Genomic DNA, 21,748 nt, shown 5'->3' with positions numbered 1-21,748 from the left:
GGCCACAGGTCTAGGCTGACCGGCAGAAACGGGCAGCGCCGGCAATCGGGCGCCATGCAGCAAGGGAGGCGGCAGCCATGAAGCTGGGCGAAGCCATTGCCGAGATCATGCGGCGCGAAGGCGTCGAGATCCTCACCGGCTATCCGGTCAACCACCTCATCGAATTCGCCGCGGCGCGCGACATCCGCCCGGTGATGGTGCGGCAGGAACGCATCGGGCTGCACATGGCGGATGCCATCAGCCGCGTCACCGCCGGCCGCAAGATCGGCGCCTTCTGCATGCAGCACGGGCCGGGGTCCGAGAACGCCTATGGCGGCGTCGCCCAGGCCTATGGCGAGAGCGTGCCGGTGCTGGTGGTGCCGCAGGGCTATCCACGCCGGATCGCGCATGTCGACCCGAATTTCAACTCCACCCAGGCGATGCACCATGTGGTGAAATCGGCCGAGCCGGTGGTGCTGGCGGCCGAGATCGGCAACATCATGCGCCGCGCCTTCACCCGGCTGCGCAACGGCCGCGGCGGCCCGGTGCTGGTGGAAGTGCCGACCGATCTGTGGAACGAGGAGGTCGGCGAGCTGGACTACGCGCCGGTGATGGCGACGCGCTACGGCCCGGACCCGGCGGAGGTGAAGCGCGCGGCGAAGCTGCTGGCGGAGGCGAAGCGGCCGGTGATCTATGCCGGCCAGGGCGTGCATTGGGCGCGGGCCTGGCCGCAGTTGAAGGCGCTGGCCGAATTGCTGGCAGCGCCGGTCACCAGCAGCCTTGGCGGCAAGAGCGCCTTCAATGAGGAGCATCCGCTGAGCCTCGGCTCCGGCGGCCTCGCCATCTCCAAGCCGGTGCGGCATTTCCTCGACAAGGCGGATGTCATCTTCGGCATCGGCTGCTCCTTCACCGAGACCAATTTCGGCGTGAAGATGCCGAAGGGGCCGAAGATCATTCACGGCACGCTGGACCCGATGCATCTGAACAAGGATGTGCGGGCGGAGATTGGGTTGATCGGCGATGCGGCGCTGACGCTGGATGCGCTGCTGGCCGAACTTGCCACGCTGGTGCCGAGCCCACGCGATCCGACGCCGGTGGCGGTCGAAATCCAGACGGTGCGGGAGCCCTGGCTGGCGGAGTGGATGCCGAAGCTCACCAGCAAGGACGCGCCGCTGAACCCCTACCGGGTGCTGTGGGATCTGCAGCACACGGTGGACCGGGACAATTGCATCATCACCCATGATGCCGGCAGCCCGCGCGACCAGATTTCCCCCTTCTGGAAAGCGACGACGCCGCTCTCCTACCTCGGCTGGGGCAAGACCACGCAGCTCGGCTACGGCCTCGGCCTCGCCATGGGCGCCAAGCTGGCGGCGCCGGAAAAGCTCTGCATGAATGTGTGGGGCGATGCGGCGATCGGCTTCACCGGCATGGATTTCGAGACGGCGGTGCGCGAGCGCATCCCCATCATGTCCATCCTGCTGAATAATTTCTCCATGGCGATCGAGCTGAAGGTGATGCCGGTCAGCACGGAGAAATACCGCAGCACCGACATCTCCGGCGACTACGCCGCCATGGCCCGCGCCTTCGGCGGCCATGGCGAGCGGGTGACCGACCCGAGCGAGATCGTCCCCGCCATCAAGCGCGGCATCGAGAAGACAAAGGCGGGCATCCCGGTGCTGCTGGAATTCATCACCAGCAAGGAGACTCAGGTCTCGCGGCTCTAGAGCGCGATCGGTTGCGGCGGCCTCACCGAGACCCTGAATCGCGTGGCCGAACAGCGCGCCGGACCAGGATGGGTGGGCGAGGCCCGACCCATCCCGCCTCGGGGCGTGGGCGGGGCCGGGCCTCGACGCAAATTTTGTTGCGCACAGCCGTGCTAACATGGCTGTAATGCAGACCTGAGCCGGACAGGCAGGGCTGAATACGGGCGCGCGGCAAGCAGCGCCCGACCAGGGGAGGTAAGATGGCGTCCGTATCCATCCGGAACGTCCGCAAGGCCTTCGGGCCGGTCGAAGTGCTGCATGGTGTCAGCGTCGACATCGCGGACGGCGAATTCGTCGTGCTGGTCGGCCCCTCCGGCTGCGGCAAATCCACCTTGCTGCGCATGCTGGCGGGCCTCGAGAACATCACCGCCGGCGAGATCGCCATCGGCAACCGGGTGGTGAACCAGGTGCCGCCGAAGGACCGGGACATCGCCATGGTGTTCCAGAATTACGCGCTCTACCCGCATATGACCGTGTTCGACAACATGGCCTTCTCCATGAAGCTGGCCAAGGCGCCGCGCGCGGTGATGGAGCAGGAGGTGGGGCGCGCCGCCAGGATCCTGGGGCTGGAGGCGCTGCTGCAACGCTACCCACGCCAGCTTTCCGGCGGCCAGCGGCAGCGCGTGGCCATGGGCCGCGCCATTGTGCGCAACCCGCAGGTCTTCCTGTTCGACGAACCGCTGTCGAATCTCGACGCCAAGCTGCGGGTGCAGATGCGCGCCGAGATCAAGGAGCTGCACCAGCGGCTGAAGGTCACCACCGTTTACGTCACCCATGACCAGATCGAGGCCATGACCATGGCCGACAAGATCGTCGTGATGAACAGCGGCAATGTGGAGCAGGTCGGCCCGCCGCTCGAGCTCTACGACAACCCGGCCAATCTCTTCGTCGCCGGCTTCATCGGCAGCCCGGCGATGAACCTGCTGCCCGGCCGCATCGCCAATGGCGGGTTCGAGGCGGAGGGCGGCGCCGTGCTGCCGCTGCCGCCCGCGGCGAAGAACGGCGTCGGCACCTACGGCATAAGGCCGGAGCATTTCCGCCTGGACCCCAACGGCCTGCAGGCCAAGGTGCAGATCGTGGAGCCGACGGGGTCGGAGACCCAGGTCTTCCTCCGCGTGGGCGAGACGCTGCTGAATTGCGCCTTCCGCGAGCGCATTTCCGCCGGGCCGGGGGACACCATCGGCATCAGCCCGGAGCTCGGCCTGGTGCATCTCTTCGAGGCCGGCAGCGGCCGGCGCGTCGCCGCCTGAACCTCAAGCAGAAGATCCCAAAGGGAGCGTCCAAGAATGCACATCATTCACCGCCGCACGGCGCTGCAGCTCGGCATCGGGGCCGCGGCGCTGGCGGCGTTCCGTGCCTCCGCCCAGGCCCCCATCGCCGCCGCCGATACGCCGGCGCCGCGCCTGCCGATCGAATCCGGCGCTTCGCTGCGCATGCTGCGCCCGGTCCGCTTCGTGCAGCCGGATGAGGATGTGTTCCGCGCCAATGCCGCCCGCTTCACCCAGGCGACCGGCGTGCAGGTGCGCGTCGATTTCGTCGGCTGGGAGGACATCACCCAGCAGACTGCTGTCACGGCGAATACCGGCGCCGGCCCGGACCTCATCATCGGCTTCGGCGACGCGCCGCATATCTTCGCCGAGAAGCTGATCGAGATCACCGACATCGCCGAATATCTCGGCAAGCGCTATGGCGGCTGGCTCGCGGTGGGCGAGAAATACGGCAAGCGCCACGGCACCAATAATTGGATCGGGCTGCCCTTCGGCGGCACCGCCGGGCCCTTGGTGTGGCGTAAATCCGCGGTGAACCAGGTGGGGTTCGAGAAGCCGCCGCAGGATCACGCAGGCTTCCTCGATCTCTGCAAGAAGCTGAAGGCGGCGAACAAGCCGCCTGGCTTCGCGCTGGGCAATGCTGTCGGTGACGGCAACGGCTTCGCCAATTGGCTGCTCTGGTCGCATGGCGCATCGCTCACCGACGAGGAGGGCAAGGTCTCCATCAACAGCCCGCAGACCATCGCCGCGCTGAACTACCTGAAGGAGCTGTATCCCACCTTCGTGCAGGGCACCCTTTCCTGGGGCGATATCAGCAACAACCGCGCCTATGCGGCGAATGAGTGCTGGGTCACCTCCAACGGCGTCTCGCTCTATTTCTCCCTGAAGGGCGATCCGGCGACGGCACCGATCGCCGAGGATACCGAGCACGACCTCCTGCCGCTGGGACAGGCTTCGAGCTGGCCGAGCGCGCCGCTGACGCTGAACGCCATGGTGTTCAAGCACAGCCGCTACCCGAACGCCGCCAAGGCCTTCCTGCAATTCATGATGGAGCGGGAGCAGTACGATCCCTGGCTGATCGCCAACCTCGGCTACTGGGCGCATCCGCTGGCCGCCTATGGCGCCAGCGCGGTCTGGAGCAGTGATCCGAAGATCGCGATCTTCAAGGACAGCATGAACAACAAGTTCTGGAACGGCTATAAGGGGCCGATCTCCGAGGCCTCGGGCCAGGCGAACGCCGAGTACGTCACGGTGCAAATGTGCGCCGCCGTCGCCTCCGGCCAGGCCACGCCGGAACAGGCGGCGCGCGAAGCCGAGCGCCGCGCTCGCCGCATCTTCCGCCGCTGAACGAAGGGGCGGCGCCCATGCGGCGCCGCCCGCCCTTCGGGGGAGCCCTGTCATGTCCGCCACCACCGCCGCCGCCTGGAGCCGGACCCGCCAGCAGCCGAACTGGCTGGTCCGGCTGTTCGAGTGGAAGCCCTTCCTCGTCGTCGCCTGCCTGCTGCCGGCGGTGGGGCTGCTGACCGTCTTCCTCACCTACCCGCTCGGCCTCGGCATCTGGCTGGCCTTCACGGACACCACCATCGGCCGTCGCGGCATCTGGGTGGGGCTGGAGAATTTCGAGTATCTGCTGGAAGACCCGCTGTGGTGGAACGCGGTGTTCTACAGCGTCTTCTACACCGGCGTCGCGACCATCGGGAAATTCGGCCTCGGCCTGTGGCTGGCGCTGCTGCTGAACAACCACATGCCGTTCAAGTCGCTGCTGCGCGCCATTATCCTGCTGCCCTGGATCGTGCCCACCGTGCTCTCGGCCATTGCCTTCTGGTGGATCTACGACCCGCAATTCTCCATCATCTCCTTCCTGCTGAACGACATGCTGGGGGTGCTGGACCATAATATCGACTTCCTCGGCAGCGCCTGGCCGGCGCGCTGGTCCCTCATCGCGGCCAATATCTGGCGCGGCATTCCCTTCGTCGCCATCTCGCTGCTGGCCGGGCTGCAGACCATCTCGCCCTCGCTCTATGAGGCGGCGCTGCTCGATGGCTCTTCGGCCTGGCAGCGCTTCCGCTACGTCACCTTCCCGATGCTGCTGCCGATCCTGGCTATCGTCATGACCTTCAGCATCATCTTCACCTTCACCGATTTCCAGCTCGTCTATGCCATCACCCGCGGCGGGCCGGTGAATTCCACCCATCTGCTGGCGACGCTCGCCTTCCAGCGCGGCATCCCGGGCGGCCAGCTCGGGGAAGGCGCGGCGATCGCCGTTTCGATGATTCCCTTCCTCGTCTTCGCCACGCTGTTCAGCTATTTCGGCCTGGCCCGGCGCAAATGGCAGCAAGGAGAAGGCAATGACTGAGGCCGTCGCAACGCCGGCGGCCGGCAACGCCGCCACCGCCCAGCCGGAAACCATGGCCTGGGACAGCCGGGCGCGCCGAATGGTGACGCTCTATCTGCCGCTGGCCTGCTTCGTCGTCATCCTGCTCTTCCCCTTCTACTGGATGACGCTGACCGCCTTCAAACCGAATGCCGAGCTGTTCGACTACAAGACCTACAACCCGTTCTGGATCAGCTCGCCGACCCTGGACCACATCTACCACCTGCTGTTCAACACCGCCTATCCGCGCTGGCTGGTGACGACGATGACGGTGGCGATCTGCTCCACCTTCCTGTCGCTGGTGGCGAGCACCCTGGCCGCCTATGCCATCCAGCGGCTGCGTTTCAAGGGCAGCCAGTATGTGGGGCTGGCGATCTACCTGGCCTATCTCGTGCCGCCTTCGATCCTCTTCATCCCGCTGGCGACCATGGTCTATCAGCTCGGGTTGTTCGATAGCCCGCTGGCGCTGATCCTGACCTACCCGACCTTCCTCATCCCTTTCTGCACCTGGCTGCTGATCGGCTATTTCAAGTCGATCCCCTATGAGCTGGAGGAATGCGCGCTGATCGACGGCGCGACGCGGCTGCAGATCCTGCGGCAGATCACCCTGCCGCTGGCGGTGCCGGGGCTGATCTCCGCCGGCATCTTCAGCTTCACTCTCTCATGGAACGAGTTCATCTACGCCCTCGCCTTCATCCAGAGCAGCGAGAGCAAGACGGTGCCGGTGGCCATCCTGACGGAGTTGGTTTCCGGCGACGTCTATCAATGGGGCGCGCTGATGGCGGGCAGCCTGCTGGGCTCCCTGCCGGTGGCGATCTTCTACTCCTTCTTCGTGGACTACTACGTCTCCTCGCTCACAGGCGCGGTGAAGGAATAGCCAGACTCAAAGGTTCCAAGGGCCTTTCGGCCCTTGGTGGGGAGGGTTCGGGAGGGGCAAAGCCCCTCCTGATTTTTTCTCTACAGCTTCCGCCCCAGCGCCGCGACATAGCCGCGGTTATGCGTCGGCGTCAGCCAGATCTCGTTCATCGTCACATGCGGCGGCAGCGCGGCGGCATAGGCGATGAGGTCAGCGCAATCCTCCGGCTGCAGCATCTGCGCCAATTGTTCCGCCGTCAGCGGGTTGGGCCGCTGCTTCAGGATCTCGGTATTCACCTCGCCCGGGCAGAACACCGTGCTGCGGATGCCGTTGACGCATTCCTCCATGTTGATGCTATGGCTCATCGCCACCACGCCGTGCTTCGCCGCGCCATAGCCCGGCCCGCTCATCGGGCTCACATTCCGCCCGGCCATGGAGGCGGTGTGGATCAGCACCCCGCCGCCCTGCCGGCGCATCACCGGCAGCACCGCCTGCACTACGTAGAAGGCGGAGGTAAGATTGCCCTGAATCAGCGTGTCGATTTCCTTCGGGCCCAGCCGCGCCCAGCTCCGGTCCTGGACATTCACGCCCGCATTGTTCACCAGGATGTCGAGCCGCCCGAAGGTCGCCTCGATCCAGCCCGCCACCTTTTCCACCGCTGCGGCATCGGTCAGGTCGGCGGGCTGCACATGCGCGGTGCCGCCCTTGGCGGTGATCCGCCCCGCCACCTCCTGCAGCCGGTCCCGCCGCCGGCCGCTGACGACGGTGACCACGCCCTCCGCGCCGAAGCGCTCCGCCACCGCCTCGCCAATGCCGCTGCCGGCGCCCGTCACCCAGGCGATCTTGCCGCTGAGCCTGCCCATGGGGTCCCTTCTCCAGATGCCGGAGGCTAGTGGCCCGATTCCGAAGTCCTGCGGACTTCGTTCTCGGGCCACTAGCTCTTGTTTTCAGAGGCCTGCTTGCCCGCTGCATTCGCTGGAAATCCAGCGAACTTCGCGGGCAGGACACTAGAGCGGTTTCACGCTGACTGTGCAGCGCGAAACCGCTCTAGCTTATGGATTGTAGAGCAGATTCACGCTTCCGGGCGATGCCGCCCTCCGGCGATCTGCTCTAGCCCGGCGCAACGGCTTGTGGCCAGGGCGCGGCCGTGCTTCGCTCCGCCGGCACGGCCCGCGATGTCCCGCCCCGGCACCAGCCGCGGCCCGCCGGCGGCGCCGCAAGATCATGGGAAGGAACGGAGAGCAGCATGAAGATCGCCCGGGTCGAAACCCTGCGCGCCGATGCCGGTTGGCGCCTCTTCTCCTTCCTCAAGGTCACCACGGATGACGGCCTCACCGGCTGGTCCGAATACAATGAGAGCTTCGGCTCCACCGGCCTGTCCTCGGTGATCGAGGGGCTGACGCCGCTCATCATCGGCCGCGATCCCCGCCGCTTCGAGGAGGTGACGGCCTGGCTGCATGTGATGACGCGGCAGTCCCGCGGCGGGCTGAACCAGCAGGCCATCGCCGCCATCGAGAACGCGCTGCTCGACATCGCCGCCCGCGCCCGCGGCATCCCTGTCTATGCCCTGTTCGGCGGCCCGATCCGCGAGCGCATCCCGGTCTACTGGTCGCATTTCGGCAGCTACCGCGTGCGCAACTCGAAGTACATGGGCACGCCCCCCTGCCTGGACTGGGCGGAGGTGGCGCGCCATGCCGCCGAGGTGAAGGCGATGGGCTTCCGCGGCCTCAAGACCAACATCCTGATCCCCGGGCCGGATGGCAAGCTGTTCCAGTATTCGCCAGGCTTCGGCCGCCATGCCGGCTGGCCGGAGCTGAATTGGGACAACAAGACCCTCTCGCTCCTGCAGCAGCATCTCGGCACCATCCGCGACGCGGTGGGTCCCGACTTCAACATCCATCTCGACACCAATTTTCACTTCCGGACGGAAGGCTTCCAACGCGTCGCAAGGGCGGTCGAGCCCTTCAACCTCACCTGGCTGGAGATCGACATCCACGACGCGCCGGCGCTTGCCAGCATCAAGCGCATGGCCCCCTGCCCCATCGCCAGCGCCGAGACGCTGCATGGCCGCCGCGAATTCCGGCCCTATCTCGAGCATTACGCGATGGATGTCGGCATCATCGACGTGATCTGGAACGGGCTGGCCGAATCGCTGAAGATCGCCGCGCTCTGCGATGTCTATGAGGTGAACTGCGCGCCGCATAATTTCTACGGCAACCTCTGCAGCATGATCAGCGCGCATTTCTCCGCCACCATCCCGAATTTCCGGGTGATGGAGATCGACATCGACAGCGTCTCCTGGCGCGACGAATTCACGCCGCCCCCGGCCATCGAGAAGGGCGAGCTGGTGCTGCCGACCGGACCTGGCTGGGGCGTCGAGGTGAATGAGGCGGCGATCCGCGCCCGGCCGCCGCAATAGCGCAGCTTGCCGCGCCACGAACCGAGGAGGGGGAGAGAATGGCAAAGTACCGTATCGTGACGCCCGCCGGCGCCAGCTTCACCGTCGCCGGCGGCGGCTACGCGCTGGAATCGGAAGCGCTCGCCGGGCTCGACGCCGAGATCGTCGAGGGTCCGACCGACGAGGCCGGCTTCATCGCCGCGGCGAAAACCGCCGACGCGGTCTATGCCAAGGGTATCCCCATCACCAAGGCCATCATCGACGCGCTGGAGAATTGTAAGGTCATCAGCCTCGGCAGCGTCGGCGTGGACAGCGTGGATGTGAAGGCAGCGACGGCGCGCGGCATTCCGGTAACGAACATCCCGGACACCTTCATCGAAGAAGTCGCCGACCATTGCATGACTCTGCTGCTGGCCGGCTTCCGCCGGTTGCTGGAGCAGGACCGCATGGTGCGCGAAGGCCGCTGGAAGGAAGGCCGCCCTGCCCTCCTCAAGCTCCCCCGCCTCATGGGCCAGACTCTCGGCTTCGTCTCCTTCGGTCGCGTCGCCCGCGCGGTGGCGAAGCGTGCCGCCCCCTTCGGCCTCCGCCTCATCGCCTACGACCCCTTCGTCGAGGAGATGCTGATGTCCGAATACGGTGTCATGCCGGCGACGCTGAACGAGGTGATGGAGCAGTCCGACTTCGTCTCCATGCACGCCCCGGCGCGGCCTGAATGCACGCATATGCTGCGGGAGGAGCATTTCCGCCGCATGAAGAAGAGCGCCATCTTCGTCAATGTCGGCCGTGGCCCGACGGTGGATGAATCGGCGCTGATCAAGGCGCTGCAGGAAGGCTGGATCGCCCATGCCGCGCTCGACGTGCTGGAGGTGGAGCCGCCCTCGCACAACAACCCGCTGCTGCGCATGGAGAACGTCACCCTCACCGCCCATGTCGCCAGCGCCTCCGCCCGCTTCGACGAGGCGCGGAAGCGCCGCGTGGGGCATGAGCTGGCGCTGGTGCTCTCCGGCAAATGGCCGATGAGCTGCGTGAATCCCGCCGTGCTGCAGAACACCACGCTGCAGCGCTGGCAGCCCATCGGCATGGGCCGCGGCCCGAATTCCTGAGGAGACATCGAGATGAGCAAATATGCTGTGGTGACGGGGGCCGGTTCGGGCGTCGGCCGCGCCGCCGCCCTGGCCCTGCTGGGCGATGGCTGGACCGTGGCCCTGGCCGGCCGCCGCGCCGATGCGCTGGCGGAGACGGTGAGCCTGGCCGGCAACAACGCGCCGAAGGCCCTGCCGGTGCCGACCGATGTCGGCGACCCTGCCTCGGTGAACGCGCTGTTCGACAAGCTGAAGAGCGAGTGGGGGCGCCTCGACTTCCTGTTCAACAATGCGGGTGGCAATGTCCCGGCCGGCCCGATCGAGGACCTGAAATACGAGGATTGGGCGCGGGTGGTGCAGGTGAACCTGACGGGCAGTTTCCTCTGCGCCCAGGCCGCCTTCCGCATCATGAAGAACCAGGCCCCCATCGGCGGGCGCATCGTCAACAATGGCAGCATCAGCGCGCATGTGCCGCGGCCGAACAGCGTGGCCTATACTTCGACGAAGCACGCCATCACCGGGCTGACCAAGACGCTGGCGCTCGACGGGCGAGCCTTCGACATCGTCTCCGGCCAAATCGACATCGGCAACGCGGCGACGCCGATGACGGCGCGCATGGCCCGCGGCGTGCAGCAGGCCAATGGCGAGATCAAGGTGGAGCCGACCTTCGACGTGACGCATGTCGGCAGCACCATCCTGATGATGGCGAATCTGCCGCTGGACGCGAACATCCAATTCGTGACCATCGCGGCGGCGAAGATGCCCTGGATCGCGCGCGGTTGAGCTATTGGGGGAGGGCTCTGGTTGCGGCCGTGCCGCAACCCCCAAACCCCTGCCCGCCAAGGGCCGAAAGGCCCTTGGAACCCTTGAGTCTATTCCTCCGGGTCCGCCGGTGCGATCGGCAGGATCGAGGTCTCCTTCACCGTGGCGATCGCCAACAGCGTTTCCACGCGCTGGACGCCGGCCTGAGCGCGCAGCTCGTCATTCAGGAAGGCGTCCAGCGCCACCAGATTGGCCAGGCGCACCTTCAGCAGATAAGTCCAGTCGCCGGTGATGGCGTGGCACTCCAGCACCGCCTCCTGCTTCTTCATCGCCTTGCGGAAAGCGGCCTCGTCCTTGCCCGGGGCAACGGTGACGAGGATATGCACCAGCAGGGGACAGCCGGCCGCGACGGGGTCGATATCCGCCCGCCAGGCGCGAATCACCCCACGCTCCTCCAGCCGCTTCACCCGCTCGGCGGTCGCCGAGACCGAAAGCCCGGCAACCTTGGCCAGCTCCGCCAGCCCCGCGCTGCCATCGAGCTGCAGGGCAACGGTGATGTTCCGGTCGATTTCGTCCATGGCGCCAGCTTAAGCGCCGACGCCAGCGCTGTGAACGGAAGGAATCACAACCGGCGCGACGACAGGGCTGCCGGCTCCCCGCCTCCCTCCGCCCTGCCCGTTGCCCAGCCGCGGCTGGCTGTGCAAGGCCTCAGGCCCGCAGCGACTCCTGGGCCCCCGCAGAGTCGCGCAGCGGCTTCGCGGGGAACTACAAGTAGTGCTCGGCCAGCGGCTGGAAGCCGTTGAACTTCTGGCTGGCATAGGTGGTGACATAGGCCCCCGTCGCCAGCAGCTCCACCCGGTCCCCGCTCTCCAGCGCCAGGGGCAGCCGGTAATTGGACTTCTCGTAGAGCGTGTCGGTGCTGTCGCAGGTGGGGCCGGCGATGGTCACCGGCCCTTCCGCCCCGCCATCATGCGGCGTGCGGAAGGCGTATTTGATGGCCTCGCCCTCGGTCTCCGCCAGCCCCCCGAAGCGGCCGATATCCAGATAGACCCAGCGCACCGGATCCTCGGCGCCCTTGCGGGAGACGAGCACCACCTCGGCGCTCACCACCCCCGCATCGCCCACCATGAAGCGGCCCGGCTCGATGACGATCTCCGGCAGGGCATTGCCGAAATGCTCCGCCATGGCGCCCATGATGGCGGCGCCGAAATCGTCGATCTCCGGCACCTCCTGCCGGTAGCGCACCGGGTAGCCGCCGCCGAGATTGACCATGCGGACATTCACCCCGGCCTCCTTCAGGTCGGTGAACAGCATGGCGACCTTGGCGATCGCCGCCTCATAGGCTGCGGTCTTGGTCTGCTGGCTGCCGACATGGAAGGAGATGCCATAGGGGTCGAGGCCCAGCTCCCCCGCCAGGACCATCAGCTCCTTCGCCATTGCCACCTCGCAGCCGAACTTCCGGGAGAGCGGCCACTCGGCGCCGTCATTGCCGACCAGGATGCGGCAATAGACCCGCGCACCGGGGGCGCTGCGCGCCAGCTTGCGCAGCTCCGCCTCGGAATCGAAGGCGAACATGCGCACGCCCGCCGCATGGGCAGCGCGGATGGCGCTTTCCTTTTTCACGGTGTTGCCGAAGCTGATGGCCTCCGGCCGGGCGCCAGCCTCCAGGCAGGCGGAAACCTCCTCCCAGCTCGCGGCATCGAAGGAGGAGCCGAGACCCACCAGCCGCTCCAGGATCGGCGCCGCCGGATTGGCCTTCACCGCATAGTAGATGCGGGCCAGCGGCAGGGCCGCGGCCATCCGCCGGTAATTCTCCTCCACCCGGTCCACATCCAGGACCAGGCAGGGCGTCGCCGGCATGGAATCGCGCAGGAAGCGAGCGACCTTTGGGGTCATCGCACACCCTCCTCAGACAATGAGGACCACCCCCTCATCGGGTGGTGGCCCCAGATTAACGAAACGGTCCAACGAACCAGCGACCAAGGGGACCGCCCGGCTTGCGCCGAACGGGGTTGCCAGAACGCTTGACGTCGTTGCGTAAACCTTGCGCCGCGGTGATCGCTTCAGTTTGGCGCCTTGATGGAGGGGCGCCGCGATTCCGTGGGCCTGGGGCCAGAGGCACGTGCGTACTGCGTCTGCGGCGGCATATAGGCCGCTCGCCCAGGGGTGCAAAGCGGAAATTCGGCCCCGGCCGGAGATTTTTCGCGTGCCCACCCCGGGGCACCGGAAACTCCTCCGGAAGCTCCGCGGGGCTCGCGCTTATCCGCGTGCCTTGCTGCGACTCCGCCGGGAAACGACCGGTCCGGCTTAGCCCTGGGGCTCGGCTTCCGGCATCCCATAGGCGCGCAGGAACACATCGGCCGCCGCCCTGGCCTCCGCCGCGATCGCCGCCTCATCCGGCGCGGGCGGCAGGCCGAGCGTCGCCCGCAGCCACAAATCGCCCCGCAGCAAGGAGCCGAAATCCACCGCCGCCCGGCTGGGATCGGCATCGGCGCGGATCCGGCCGCGGCGCTGCGCCTCGGCGATCCAGGCCGCCAGGCGGGTGCGGGCCATGGCGGGGCCGGCAGCGTAGAAGATCTCCGCCAGCGCCGGCTCCCGCAGCGCCTCCACCTTCACGGTGCGGTAGATGGCCAGTGTGGCGGGGGCAATGAGGAAGCGCAGCAGGATGGTGCCCAGCCTTTCCAGCGTCGGCCGCAGGGGCTCGTCATGGCTCCGCCCGCCAACCGCCTCAATCGCCATGCGGTTGCAGCGCTCGCCCACCACCGCCCGGAAGAGCGTGTCCTTGCCGGGGAAGTGCGCATAGAGCGTGGCCTTCGAAACGCCGGCACGGCGCGCCACCGCCTCCATGCTGGTCGCCGCATAGCCCTGGGCGAGGAACAGCTCGGCGGCCGCTTCCATGATGGCTTGCGCCTTGGCGCTGCGGGCCTCCGGTGCGGCCTCGCAGCCTGGCTGATCATCGTGCTCTGACATGGCGCCAATCTGGGGGCGGAAGGCGGCCGGTTGCAAGCACCGACTGAACTGAACCGTTCAGTTTTCTCTTGACGCAGTGCACACCCTTTCCCATCCTTCCCGCCAGTGAACTGAACGGTTCAGTCGCCATGAATGCCGAGACCCCCCACGCCGCCGCGCCCCCGCTGATGCAGCCCGCCGGCGCCCCGCCACCCTTGCGCCGCCGCCTGCTTCGCCACCTCCGCCCCCTGCTGCTGCTGGCGCTGCTGGCCGGCGCGGCCTTGGGCGGCGAATGGTGGTGGAAGGTCGGGCGCTTCCAGGAGAGCACGGACAACGCCTATCTCGCCGGCGACATCGCCCCGCTGGCCGCCCGCATCGAGGGCGACGTCGCGGAGATCCTGGTGGCGGATAACCAGCAGGTGACGGCCGGCCAGGTGCTGATCCGGCTGGAGCAGCAGGATTGGCGCGCCCGCCGCGACAGTGCCGCCGCCAGCCTGGCCGCCGCCGAGGCGACCCACACCACCATCCTGGCGCAGCGCCAGCAGCAGCTCGCCACCATCGCCGCCGGGGAAGCCAGCATCCGCCAGGCCGAGGCGGAGCGGGTGCGGGCCACCCAGGATGCGGTGCGCTACGACACCCTGGCCGTCGGCGGCGTCGGCGCCCGGCAGGCGGCGGAGCGCGCCCTGGCCGATCAGCGCAAGGCGGAAGCAGCGCTGGCCGCGGCCCAGGCCAACCTCACCGCCGCCCGTGCCGCCCTGCCGGTGCTGGAGGCCCAGGCGGCCGGCGCCGAATCCCAGGTGACGGCCGCCCGGGCCGCGCTGGCGCTGGCCGAAAGCAGCCTCGCCTATACCGAGATCCGCGCGCCTTTCGACGGCGTCGTCGGCAATCGCGCGGCGCAGATCGGCCAGCATGTGCGGCCGGGGCAGGCGCTGATCGCCGTGGCGCGACCGCCGGAACAGCATTGGCTGGTGGCGAATTTCAAGGAAACCCAGCTCGCCCGCATGCGCCCGGGCCAGCCCGTCACCGTCACCCTGGACGTGACGGGAGCGGAGCTGCACGCCCATATCGACTCGCTCTCGCCGGCCACCGGGGCGCTGTTCAGCCTGCTGCCGCCGGAGAATGCGACGGGGAATTTCACCCGCATCGTGCAGCGCGTGCCGGTGAAGATCCGCTTCGATGACCCGGAAGCGGCCGCGGCACAGCTACGCCCGGGCCTTTCCGCCGTGGCGGAGGTGGATACGCGAGACGACCCCGCTGCCCCGCGCGGCGTTTGGGCGGTGGCGGCCGCGACCCTCGGCCTGCGGCCATGAGTGCGAGCCTGGCGGCGCCGGGCGCGGCCCCCGCCGCCGGCGGCCTGGGCGCGGTCGGCGGCCGCCGCCTGCTGGGCTTCGCCGCCATGGTGCTCGGCATGTTCATGGCGATCCTGGACATCCAGATCGTCTCCGCCTCCATCGCCGACATCCAGGCGGGGCTGGCCGCCAGCCCGGATGAGGCAAGCTGGGTGCAGACCAGCTACCTGATCGCGGAGATCGTCATGATCCCGCTCTCCGGCTACCTCTCCCGCCTGCTCTCCACCCGGGTGCTGTTCACCCTCTCCGCCGCCGGCTTCACGGTATTCTCGCTGGCCTGCGCCTTCGCCACCTCGCTGCCCGCCATGGTCGCGGCGCGGACGCTGCAGGGCTTCCTCGGCGGGGCGATGATCCCGACCGTCTTCGCCACCTCCTTCCTGCTCTTCCCTGGCGCCGCGCGGGTGAAGGCGACGGTGCTGATCGGCCTGACCGCGACCCTGGCGCCGACCATCGGCCCCACGGTCGGCGGGCTGCTGACCGAGACCTTCTCCTGGCACTGGCTCTTCCTCATCAACGTGCCGATCGGCGCGCTGATCGCGGTGACGGTCTGGCTGACCATGGATATCGACAAGCCGGACCGCAGCCTGCTGCGCCGCTTCGACCTGCCGGGGCTGCTGCTGATGGCGGTCTTCCTCGGCAGCATGGATTACGTGCTGGAGGAAGGCGCGCGCTGGCAGTGGCTGGAGGACGACACCATCAAGACCTTCGCGGTGGTGGCGGCGCTGGCCGGGATCGGCTTCTTCTGGCGGGTGCTGACGGCGGCGGAGCCGATCGTCGATCTGCGCGCCTATGCCGACCGGAATTTCGCGATCGGCGCGCTCTTCGCCTTCATCCTGGGTATCGGACTCTATGGCTCGGTCTATCTGGTGCCGCTCTTCCTCGGCCGGGTGCGGGGCTATAACAGCCTGCAGATCGGCGAGACGATGTTCGTGACCGGCATCGGCATGTTCGTCGCCTCGCCGATCATCGGCCAGCTTTCGCGGCGGGTGGATCTGCGGGTGCTGGTAGCCATCGGCCTGGCGACCACGGGCGTCGCGCTATGGCTGACGGCGGGGCTGACGGTGCAATCCGGCTCGCCGCAGCTCTGGTTCCCGCTGCTGCTGCGCGGCGTGGGGATGATGTTCATCATGATCCCGACGACGACGGTGGCGCTCGGCACCCTGCCGCCGCAGCGGCTGAAGAACGCCTCCGGCCTCTACAACCTGATGCGCAACCTGGGCGGCGCCTTCGGCCTGGCGATGATCAATACCATGGCGACGGACCGCAGCGCGGCGCACCGGCTGCACCTGGCGGAAGGGGTGAGTTCCGGCCGGCCCTCCGCCACGGCGGCGATGCAGAATATGCAGGACCTGCTCGGCACGCGGCTGATGCAGCCGGAGCAGGCGGAGCTGGCGGCGCTGAAGCGCATGGTGGGGCTGGTGCAGCAGCAGGCGCTGGTGCTGGCCTATAACGACGTGCTGATGGCGATGGCGGCGCTGTTCCTGCTGGTGGCGCCGCTGGTCTTTCTGCTCGCCAAGCCGCGCGGCGCGGGCGCGGGGCCGGCGCATTGAACGCCCCCCGACATCGCGCGACGCGCCGTCGGGGGCCCCGGAATCGCCCAATGCCCGATGTCTTCGGACAGCCTTCCGCGGCAAAGCCGCGGAAGGACAACGGGCGGCACGGGTTACGACGGGCGCGTCAGCGCCCGATCAGCCCTGCCTGCAGCGGGCTCGACGGATCCGCCGCATATTGCCGCGGCATCCGGCCGGCGAGGTAGGCGAGGCGCCCCGCCTCCACCGCCGCCTTCATCGCACGCGCCATCAGCACCGGGTTCTTCGCGTGGGCGATGGCGCTGTTCATCAGCACCGCGTCGCAGCCCAGTTCCATCGCCTCGCTCGCGTCGCTCGCCGTGCCGACGCCGGCATCGACCAGCACCGGCACCTTGGCGTTCTCGATGATGGCCCGGATCATCACCGGGTTCTGGATGCCGAGCCCACTGCCGATGGGCGCCCCCAGCGGCATCACCGCCACCGCCCCCATCTCCTCCAGACGCTTCGCCGCGATGGGATCGTCCGAGCAATAGACCATCACCTGGAAGCCGTCCTTCAGCAGCGCCTCCAGCGCCTCGAAGGTCGCCCGCATATCGGGGTAGAGAAAGGGCGGCGGGCCCAGCACCTCCAGCTTCACCAGGTTCCAGCCCCCCGCCTCCCGCGCCAGGCGCAGGGTGCGCACGGCGTCCTGGGCCGTGAAGCAGCCGGCGGTGTTGGGCAAATAGGTGTAGCGCTTGGGGTCTACGTAATCCTGCAGCATCGGCGCCGAGGGATCGCCGAGATTGACCCGCCGCACCGCAACCGTGACGATCTCCGCCCCCGAGGCGGCGATGGCCGCCCCGGTCTCCTCCAGGTCCTTGTAGCGCCCGGTGCCGACGATCAGGCGGGAGCGGAAGCGGAGCCCCGCCACCTCCCAGGAATCGTCGCCCGCCACGGCCTGGTTCGGGGTGCCGTCCATGGGCTCAGCCTCCTCCGATGAAATGGACGATCTCGATAGCGTCGCCGGCCGCCAGCAGCGTCTCGGCATAGCGCGAGCGGGGCACGATCTCGAGGTTGCGCTCCACCGCCACCTTGCGCTCGGCCAGGCCGATCTGCGCCAGCAGCCCGGCGACGCTGGTGCCTTCGGGAACGCTGCGCGCCTCGCCATTGACGGTCAGCATGACGGTGGGGGGCACTGACAAGGTGTCAGGCATCTCGCTTCATCCCTAGAGTCGTTTCGGAGGGAAGGGTCGCGCCGATGCCTTGCACCCATCCCTTCGCCGGCATGACCCGGATCAGGTTCTAAGGGTTCCCCGCGTCCGGCGCGGAGTCTCAGCCCTGTGGCAAGGGCACCCCTTGGTCCGGCCTATGCTGCGCCCGTCGGGCGGGGGCGTCAATATCGTGGCCCCCTGCCTCACGCCCGCGGGAAGCCGGGCCGCCGGCGCGCCAGCGGGGGGCGAGACGCGGCTTGCCCCCCTCACCCCCCCGTGCTAGCCGGCCCGCCTGCCAGCGATCGGACCCCGCCCGCCGTGACTCCGCCCCTGATCGCCGTCCTGAACGGCCCGAACCTCAACCTCCTCGGCATCCGCGAACCGGCGAAATACGGCACCGCGACGCTCGACGACGTCGAGTCGCTCTGCGCCGAGGTGGCGGAGGAGCTGGGCCTCGCCATCGATTTCCGCCAGACGAACGGGGAAGGCGAGCTGATCACCTGGGTGCAGGAATGCCGCGGCCGCGCCGCCGGCATCATCATCAACCCGGCCGGCTACACCACCACCTCCATCGGGCTGCTGGACGCGCTCATCGCGGTCGAGCTGCCGGTGATCGAGGTGCACATCACGAACATCCACCGGCGGGAGGAATTCCGCCACAATTCCTATGTCTCCAAGGCCGCGACCGGGGTCGTCGCCGGGCTCGGCGTGCAGGGCTATGCGCTGGCGCTCCGGGCCATGGCGCAGCTCCTCGCGCCGACGGAGGCGGAAGACCTGCCATGAGCAACGGCATCCAATTCGATCCCGAGGCGATCCGCGCTTTGGCGCAGATCCTGAAGGACACTGACCTGACGGAAATCGAGCTGGTGGAGAAGGACAGCCGCATCCGCGTGGCGCGCCAGGCGCCGGCGGTGATGGCGCCGCCGCCCATCGCCTGGGCCGCGCCCCCCGCCGCCGCCCTGCCCGCTGCCCCGGCCCCGGCCGCCGTCGCGCCGGCCGCGGCGGAGGCGCCGCCGGACCTCAAGCATCCTGGCCTCGTCTCCTCGCCCATGGTCGGCGTCGCCTACCTGTTCCCGGAGCCGGGCCAGCCGCCCTTCATCGCGGTGGGCGCCAAAGTGGCGCAGGGCCAGACCCTGCTGCTGATCGAGGCGATGAAGACCTTCAACCAGATCCGCGCGCCGAAGGCCGGCACCGTCACCCGCATCCTCATCGAGAACGGCCAGCCGGTGGAATACGGCGCCCCGCTGCTGGTGCTGGAGTAGCCGCATGCCCTTCGGCAAGGTGCTGATCGCGAATCGAGGGGAAATCGCGCTCCGCATCCATCGTGCCTGCCAGGAAATGGGCATCCGCACCGTCGCCGTCCATTCCACCGCGGACACCACCGCCATGCATGTCCGGCTGGCGGATGAGAGCGTGTGCATCGGCCCGCCGCCGGCGCGGGACAGCTACCTGAACGTCGCCGCCATCCTCTCCGCCGCCGCCATCACCGGCGCCGATGCGGTGCATCCGGGCTATGGCTTCCTCTCGGAGAACGCCAATTTCGCCGAAATGGTGGAGGCGCATGGCCTCGCCTTCATCGGCCCGCGGCCCGAGCATATCCGCATGATGGGCGACAAGATCGCGGCCAAGGACGCGATGCGGCGGCTCGGCGTACCGCTGGTGCCGGGCTCGCCCGGGGCGCTGGCCTCGCTGGAGGAAGCCCGCGCCGTCGCCGCGGAGGTGAAATACCCCGTCCTCATCAAGGCCGCCGCCGGCGGCGGCGGGCGCGGCATGAAGGTGGCGCGCAGCGAGGCGGAGCTGGAGGAGGCCTGGCGCGTCGCCCGCACCGAAGCCAAGGCCGCCTTCGGCGATGACAGCGTCTATATGGAGAAATATCTCGACCGGCCGCGGCATATCGAGCTGCAGGTGCTGGCCGACGCGCATGGCAACGTCGTCCATTTCGGCGAGCGCGACTGCTCCCTGCAGCGCCGCCATCAGAAGCTGGTGGAGGAGGCCGGCTCGCCGGTCCTCTCGGCGGCGGAGCGGGATGCGCTGGGCGCCCAGGTGACCAAGGCGCTGCGGGAGCTGGGCTACCGCAATGCCGGCACGCTGGAATTCCTCTGGCAGGACGGGCAATTCGCCTTCATCGAGATGAACACGAGGCTGCAGGTGGAGCATCCGGTAACGGAGATGGTCTGCGGCGTGGATCTGGTGAAGGAGCAGCTCCGCATCGCCGCCGGGGAGGCGCTGGGCTACGACCAGTCCGAGATCCGCTTCCACGGCCATGCCATCGAATGCCGGATCACCGCCGAGCATCCCGAGAGTTTCGCCCCCTCCCCCGGCCGCGTCCACACCTACCACGCTCCGGGCGGGCTCGGGGTGCGGGTCGATTCGGCGCTCTATTCGGGCTATTCGGTGCCGCCGCATTACGACAGCCTGGTGGCGAAGCTCATCGTGCATGGCGCGACAAGGGCGGAGGCGATCGCCCGGCTGCGGCGGAGCCTCGCCGAGATGGTGGTGGACGGCATCGAGACCACGCTGCCCCTGCATCGCGCCATCATGGAGGATGCCGAATTCCAGGCGGGCGACTACACCATCCACTGGCTGGAAGGCTTCGTGGCCGCCCGGCGCGGCGGCTGAGCCCCCTGGCCCGCACCGGGAATCGTTGCGGATACGCTCGATAATCCCGCGTTACGCAAAGTGACATCCTGGATTTGGGCTGCCGCAGCGCCTATTCTGAAGGGTATGGACGCCGCGCGTCGCAATTCCAGGTGGCTGCCCTGACCCGAAGCTCTCGCCGCTCCATGCCGGTGCGACTGCGCTGGACCTGGAGTCCGGCATGAGCCGCCGGCATATCGACATCACGCCGGAGCTGATGCTGCGGGCCTATCGCGCCGGGCTGTTCCCCATGGCGGAGAGCCGGCGTGGCGACCGGCTCTACTGGCTGGATCCGGAGCGGCGCGGCATCATCCCGCTGGATGGCGGCTTCCATTTGCCGAAGCGGCTGCTGCGTACCGTGCTCTCCGGCCCCTACCGCGTCACCGCCGATCTCGACTTCGCCGGCGCCATCGCCGGCTGCGCCGCCCCGGCGCCAGGGCGGGAGGACACCTGGATCAACCCGGAGATCGAGGATCTCTTCCTCTCCCTGCACCATCAGGGCCATGCCCATTCGGTGGAGGTGTGGCAGGGGGAGGAGCTGGTCGGCGGCCTTTACGGCGTGGTGCTGGGCGGCGCCTTTTTCGGAGAGAGCATGTTCAGCCGCGCCCGCGACGCCTCCAAGGTCGCGCTGGTGCATCTGGTGGCACGGCTGCGCCTCGGCGGCTTCTCGCTGCTGGATGCGCAATTCCTCACCGAGCATCTCAGCCAATTCGGCGCGCATGAGATTCCCCGCGCCGACTACAAGCGGCGCCTGGCCAATGCCATCCTGGCCGCAGCGCGCTGGCTGTCGGCCCCCGAGCCTGCGCAACTCGAAGCCGCCATCCGCGCCCTGCGGCCGCCCGCCGCGTGAGCCTCGACACCTCGGAAGCACCGCCGCCACCGCGCAAGCGCGTGCAGGGCGGCAAGGCGACCAGCGAGGTGGTGCTTTCCGCCCATGCCGGCGGCAATGCCGAGCTGTTCCGGCGGATCCTTGAGCTGCATGTGCCGCCGGGCGCGCTGATCGCGGATGTCACCTATGGCCAGGGGGTGTTCTGGCGCCTCGTGCCGGAAGGCCGCTACCGGCTGCTGAAGAGTGACCTCGCCACCGGTACCGATTGCCGCGACTTGCCCTATGCCGATGCCGCGCTGGACGCGCTGGTGCTGGACCCGCCCTATATGGAGGGGCTGCTGCGGGAAAAGGCCGAGACCAGGGGCGGCCAGGGCAGCCATGCCGGGCTGCGCGGCTGGTACGCCGCGGGCGGCGAGGGCAAGGCGCCAGGTGGCGGGCGCTGGCACCAGGCGGTGCTGGACCTCTATCTGGAGGCCGGCCGGGAGGCGCGGCGGGTGTTGCGCGACCACGGGCTGCTGCTGGTGAAATGCCAGGACGAGGTCAGCGCCAACCGCCAGGAGCTGACCCATGTACAGATCGTGGTCGGGCTGGAGGCGATCGGCTTCTACACCCGCGACCTCTTCGTGCTGGTGCGCAGCAACCGCCCCGCCGTGGCGCGGCTGAAGCGCCAGGTGCATGCGCGGAAGAACCACAGCTATTTCCTGGTCTTCCAGAAGGTGCCGGCGGGCCAGACGGTGGCGCGCTACCGGACCAGGGACCTGCCGCCACCCGCCACCGGATGAA

Annotated in this window: 21 protein-coding genes and 1 riboswitch; of the genes, 15 read left to right on the top strand and 6 right to left on the bottom strand. The window is 68.3% G+C overall.

Features of this window, described 5'->3' with window-relative positions:
- Window positions 1–44: 44 nt before the first annotated feature.
- The 5 genes from E5N76_RS05575 (at window position 45) to E5N76_RS05555 (ending at window position 6,261) form a co-directional block, all read left to right on the top strand.
- The gene (locus E5N76_RS05575) at window positions 45–1,703 is read left to right on the top strand and encodes a thiamine pyrophosphate-requiring protein (protein ID WP_268921288.1); all 1,659 of its coding nucleotides are present in this window, start codon (window positions 45–47) and stop codon (window positions 1,701–1,703) included.
- A gap of 239 nt (window positions 1,704–1,942) precedes the next feature.
- Entirely contained in the window at window positions 1,943–2,992 is a 1,050-nt protein-coding gene (locus tag E5N76_RS05570; RefSeq protein WP_149536310.1) for an ABC transporter ATP-binding protein, read from the top strand.
- Between the two features lie 36 nt (window positions 2,993–3,028).
- A complete protein-coding gene (locus E5N76_RS05565; protein WP_149536309.1) occupies window positions 3,029–4,357 on the top strand; it encodes an ABC transporter substrate-binding protein in 1,329 nt (442 codons plus the stop codon).
- 52 nt (window positions 4,358–4,409) lie between these two features.
- Window positions 4,410–5,366, top strand: coding sequence for a carbohydrate ABC transporter permease (locus E5N76_RS05560; RefSeq protein ID WP_149536308.1), 957 nt, complete (start codon window positions 4,410–4,412; stop codon window positions 5,364–5,366).
- Window positions 5,359–6,261 carry a carbohydrate ABC transporter permease gene (locus E5N76_RS05555; RefSeq protein WP_149536307.1) on the top strand — a complete coding sequence of 301 codons (903 nt, stop codon included), beginning with the start codon at window positions 5,359–5,361 and terminating at the stop codon, window positions 6,259–6,261. Before E5N76_RS05560 ends, E5N76_RS05555 begins: the two co-directional genes overlap by 8 nt.
- An 80-nt stretch (window positions 6,262–6,341) precedes the next feature.
- On the opposite strand, the gene E5N76_RS05550 is transcribed toward E5N76_RS05555, so the two are convergent.
- Window positions 6,342–7,103: an SDR family oxidoreductase gene (locus tag E5N76_RS05550; RefSeq protein ID WP_187829992.1), complete on the bottom strand. Its 762-nt coding sequence runs from the start codon at window positions 7,101–7,103 to the stop codon at window positions 6,342–6,344.
- Window positions 7,104–7,486: 383 nt separating this feature from the next.
- Between E5N76_RS05550 and E5N76_RS05545 the strand changes: the two genes are divergently transcribed.
- From E5N76_RS05545 to E5N76_RS05535, 3 genes are read left to right on the top strand one after another with little or no spacing between them, the layout of a single operon-like run.
- A complete protein-coding gene (locus E5N76_RS05545) occupies window positions 7,487–8,659 on the top strand; it encodes a mandelate racemase/muconate lactonizing enzyme family protein (RefSeq protein ID WP_149536306.1) in 1,173 nt (390 codons plus the stop codon).
- A gap of 38 nt (window positions 8,660–8,697) precedes the next feature.
- Complete coding sequence (locus E5N76_RS05540; RefSeq protein WP_149536305.1) at window positions 8,698–9,741, top strand: C-terminal binding protein; 1,044 nt, start codon at window positions 8,698–8,700, stop codon at window positions 9,739–9,741.
- Between the two features lie 12 nt (window positions 9,742–9,753).
- Complete coding sequence (locus tag E5N76_RS05535) at window positions 9,754–10,503, top strand: SDR family oxidoreductase (protein WP_149536304.1); 750 nt, start codon at window positions 9,754–9,756, stop codon at window positions 10,501–10,503.
- Between the two features lie 89 nt (window positions 10,504–10,592).
- Here the strand turns inward: E5N76_RS05535 and E5N76_RS05530 are convergent, their stop codons facing one another.
- The 3 genes from E5N76_RS05530 to E5N76_RS05520 all read right to left on the bottom strand — a co-directional run bounded on the left by E5N76_RS05530 (window position 10,593) and on the right by E5N76_RS05520 (window position 13,452).
- Window positions 10,593–11,060, bottom strand: a complete 468-nt coding sequence (locus tag E5N76_RS05530; protein ID WP_149536303.1) for an Lrp/AsnC family transcriptional regulator — start codon at window positions 11,058–11,060, stop codon at window positions 10,593–10,595.
- A gap of 187 nt (window positions 11,061–11,247) precedes the next feature.
- Window positions 11,248–12,378: a type III PLP-dependent enzyme gene (locus E5N76_RS05525; protein ID WP_149536302.1), complete on the bottom strand. Its 1,131-nt coding sequence runs from the start codon at window positions 12,376–12,378 to the stop codon at window positions 11,248–11,250.
- A gap of 411 nt (window positions 12,379–12,789) precedes the next feature.
- Complete coding sequence (locus E5N76_RS05520; protein WP_149536301.1) at window positions 12,790–13,452, bottom strand: TetR/AcrR family transcriptional regulator; 663 nt, start codon at window positions 13,450–13,452, stop codon at window positions 12,790–12,792.
- Window positions 13,453–13,580: 128 nt separating this feature from the next.
- On the opposite strand from E5N76_RS05520, the gene E5N76_RS05515 reads away from it, so the two are divergent.
- Window positions 13,581–14,741 carry an HlyD family secretion protein gene (locus E5N76_RS05515; RefSeq protein ID WP_149536300.1) on the top strand — a complete coding sequence of 387 codons (1,161 nt, stop codon included), beginning with the start codon at window positions 13,581–13,583 and terminating at the stop codon, window positions 14,739–14,741.
- Window positions 14,738–16,330, top strand: coding sequence for a DHA2 family efflux MFS transporter permease subunit (locus E5N76_RS05510; protein ID WP_149536299.1), 1,593 nt, complete (start codon window positions 14,738–14,740; stop codon window positions 16,328–16,330). The genes E5N76_RS05515 and E5N76_RS05510 overlap by 4 nt, the downstream gene beginning before the upstream one ends.
- A gap of 127 nt (window positions 16,331–16,457) precedes the next feature.
- On the opposite strand, the gene E5N76_RS05505 is transcribed toward E5N76_RS05510, so the two are convergent.
- Window positions 16,458–17,267, bottom strand: coding sequence for a HisA/HisF-related TIM barrel protein (locus E5N76_RS05505; protein WP_149536298.1), 810 nt, complete (start codon window positions 17,265–17,267; stop codon window positions 16,458–16,460).
- Between the two features lie 4 nt (window positions 17,268–17,271).
- Window positions 17,272–17,502, bottom strand: a complete 231-nt coding sequence (gene thiS, locus E5N76_RS31555; RefSeq protein WP_149536297.1) for a sulfur carrier protein ThiS — start codon at window positions 17,500–17,502, stop codon at window positions 17,272–17,274.
- Window positions 17,503–17,543: 41 nt separating this feature from the next.
- Window positions 17,544–17,655, bottom strand: a riboswitch (TPP riboswitch).
- Window positions 17,656–17,817: 162 nt separating this feature from the next.
- On the opposite strand from thiS, the gene aroQ reads away from it, so the two are divergent.
- From aroQ to E5N76_RS05475, 5 genes are all read left to right on the top strand, one after another.
- Window positions 17,818–18,282, top strand: coding sequence for a type II 3-dehydroquinate dehydratase (gene aroQ, locus E5N76_RS05495; RefSeq protein WP_149536296.1), 465 nt, complete (start codon window positions 17,818–17,820; stop codon window positions 18,280–18,282).
- A complete protein-coding gene (gene accB / locus E5N76_RS05490; RefSeq protein ID WP_149536295.1) occupies window positions 18,279–18,761 on the top strand; it encodes an acetyl-CoA carboxylase biotin carboxyl carrier protein in 483 nt (160 codons plus the stop codon). The genes aroQ and accB overlap by 4 nt, the downstream gene beginning before the upstream one ends.
- Before the next feature lie 4 nt (window positions 18,762–18,765).
- On the top strand, window positions 18,766–20,118 hold the full coding sequence (gene accC / locus E5N76_RS05485) for an acetyl-CoA carboxylase biotin carboxylase subunit (RefSeq protein ID WP_149536294.1): 1,353 nt from the start codon (window positions 18,766–18,768) through the stop codon (window positions 20,116–20,118).
- A 199-nt stretch (window positions 20,119–20,317) separates the two neighbouring features.
- Complete coding sequence (gene aat / locus E5N76_RS05480) at window positions 20,318–20,986, top strand: leucyl/phenylalanyl-tRNA--protein transferase (RefSeq protein ID WP_149536293.1); 669 nt, start codon at window positions 20,318–20,320, stop codon at window positions 20,984–20,986.
- Window positions 20,983–21,747 carry a TRM11 family methyltransferase gene (locus E5N76_RS05475; protein WP_149536292.1) on the top strand — a complete coding sequence of 255 codons (765 nt, stop codon included), beginning with the start codon at window positions 20,983–20,985 and terminating at the stop codon, window positions 21,745–21,747. Before aat ends, E5N76_RS05475 begins: the two co-directional genes overlap by 4 nt.
- Window position 21,748: the final 1 nt, after the last annotated feature.

The sequence above is a fragment of the Siccirubricoccus phaeus genome (assembly GCF_008360935.1).
Lineage (GTDB): Bacteria > Pseudomonadota > Alphaproteobacteria > Acetobacterales > Acetobacteraceae > Siccirubricoccus > Siccirubricoccus phaeus.
Note: the sequence above shows the minus strand (reverse complement) of the source record. Positions and strands in the feature narration are given on the sequence as shown.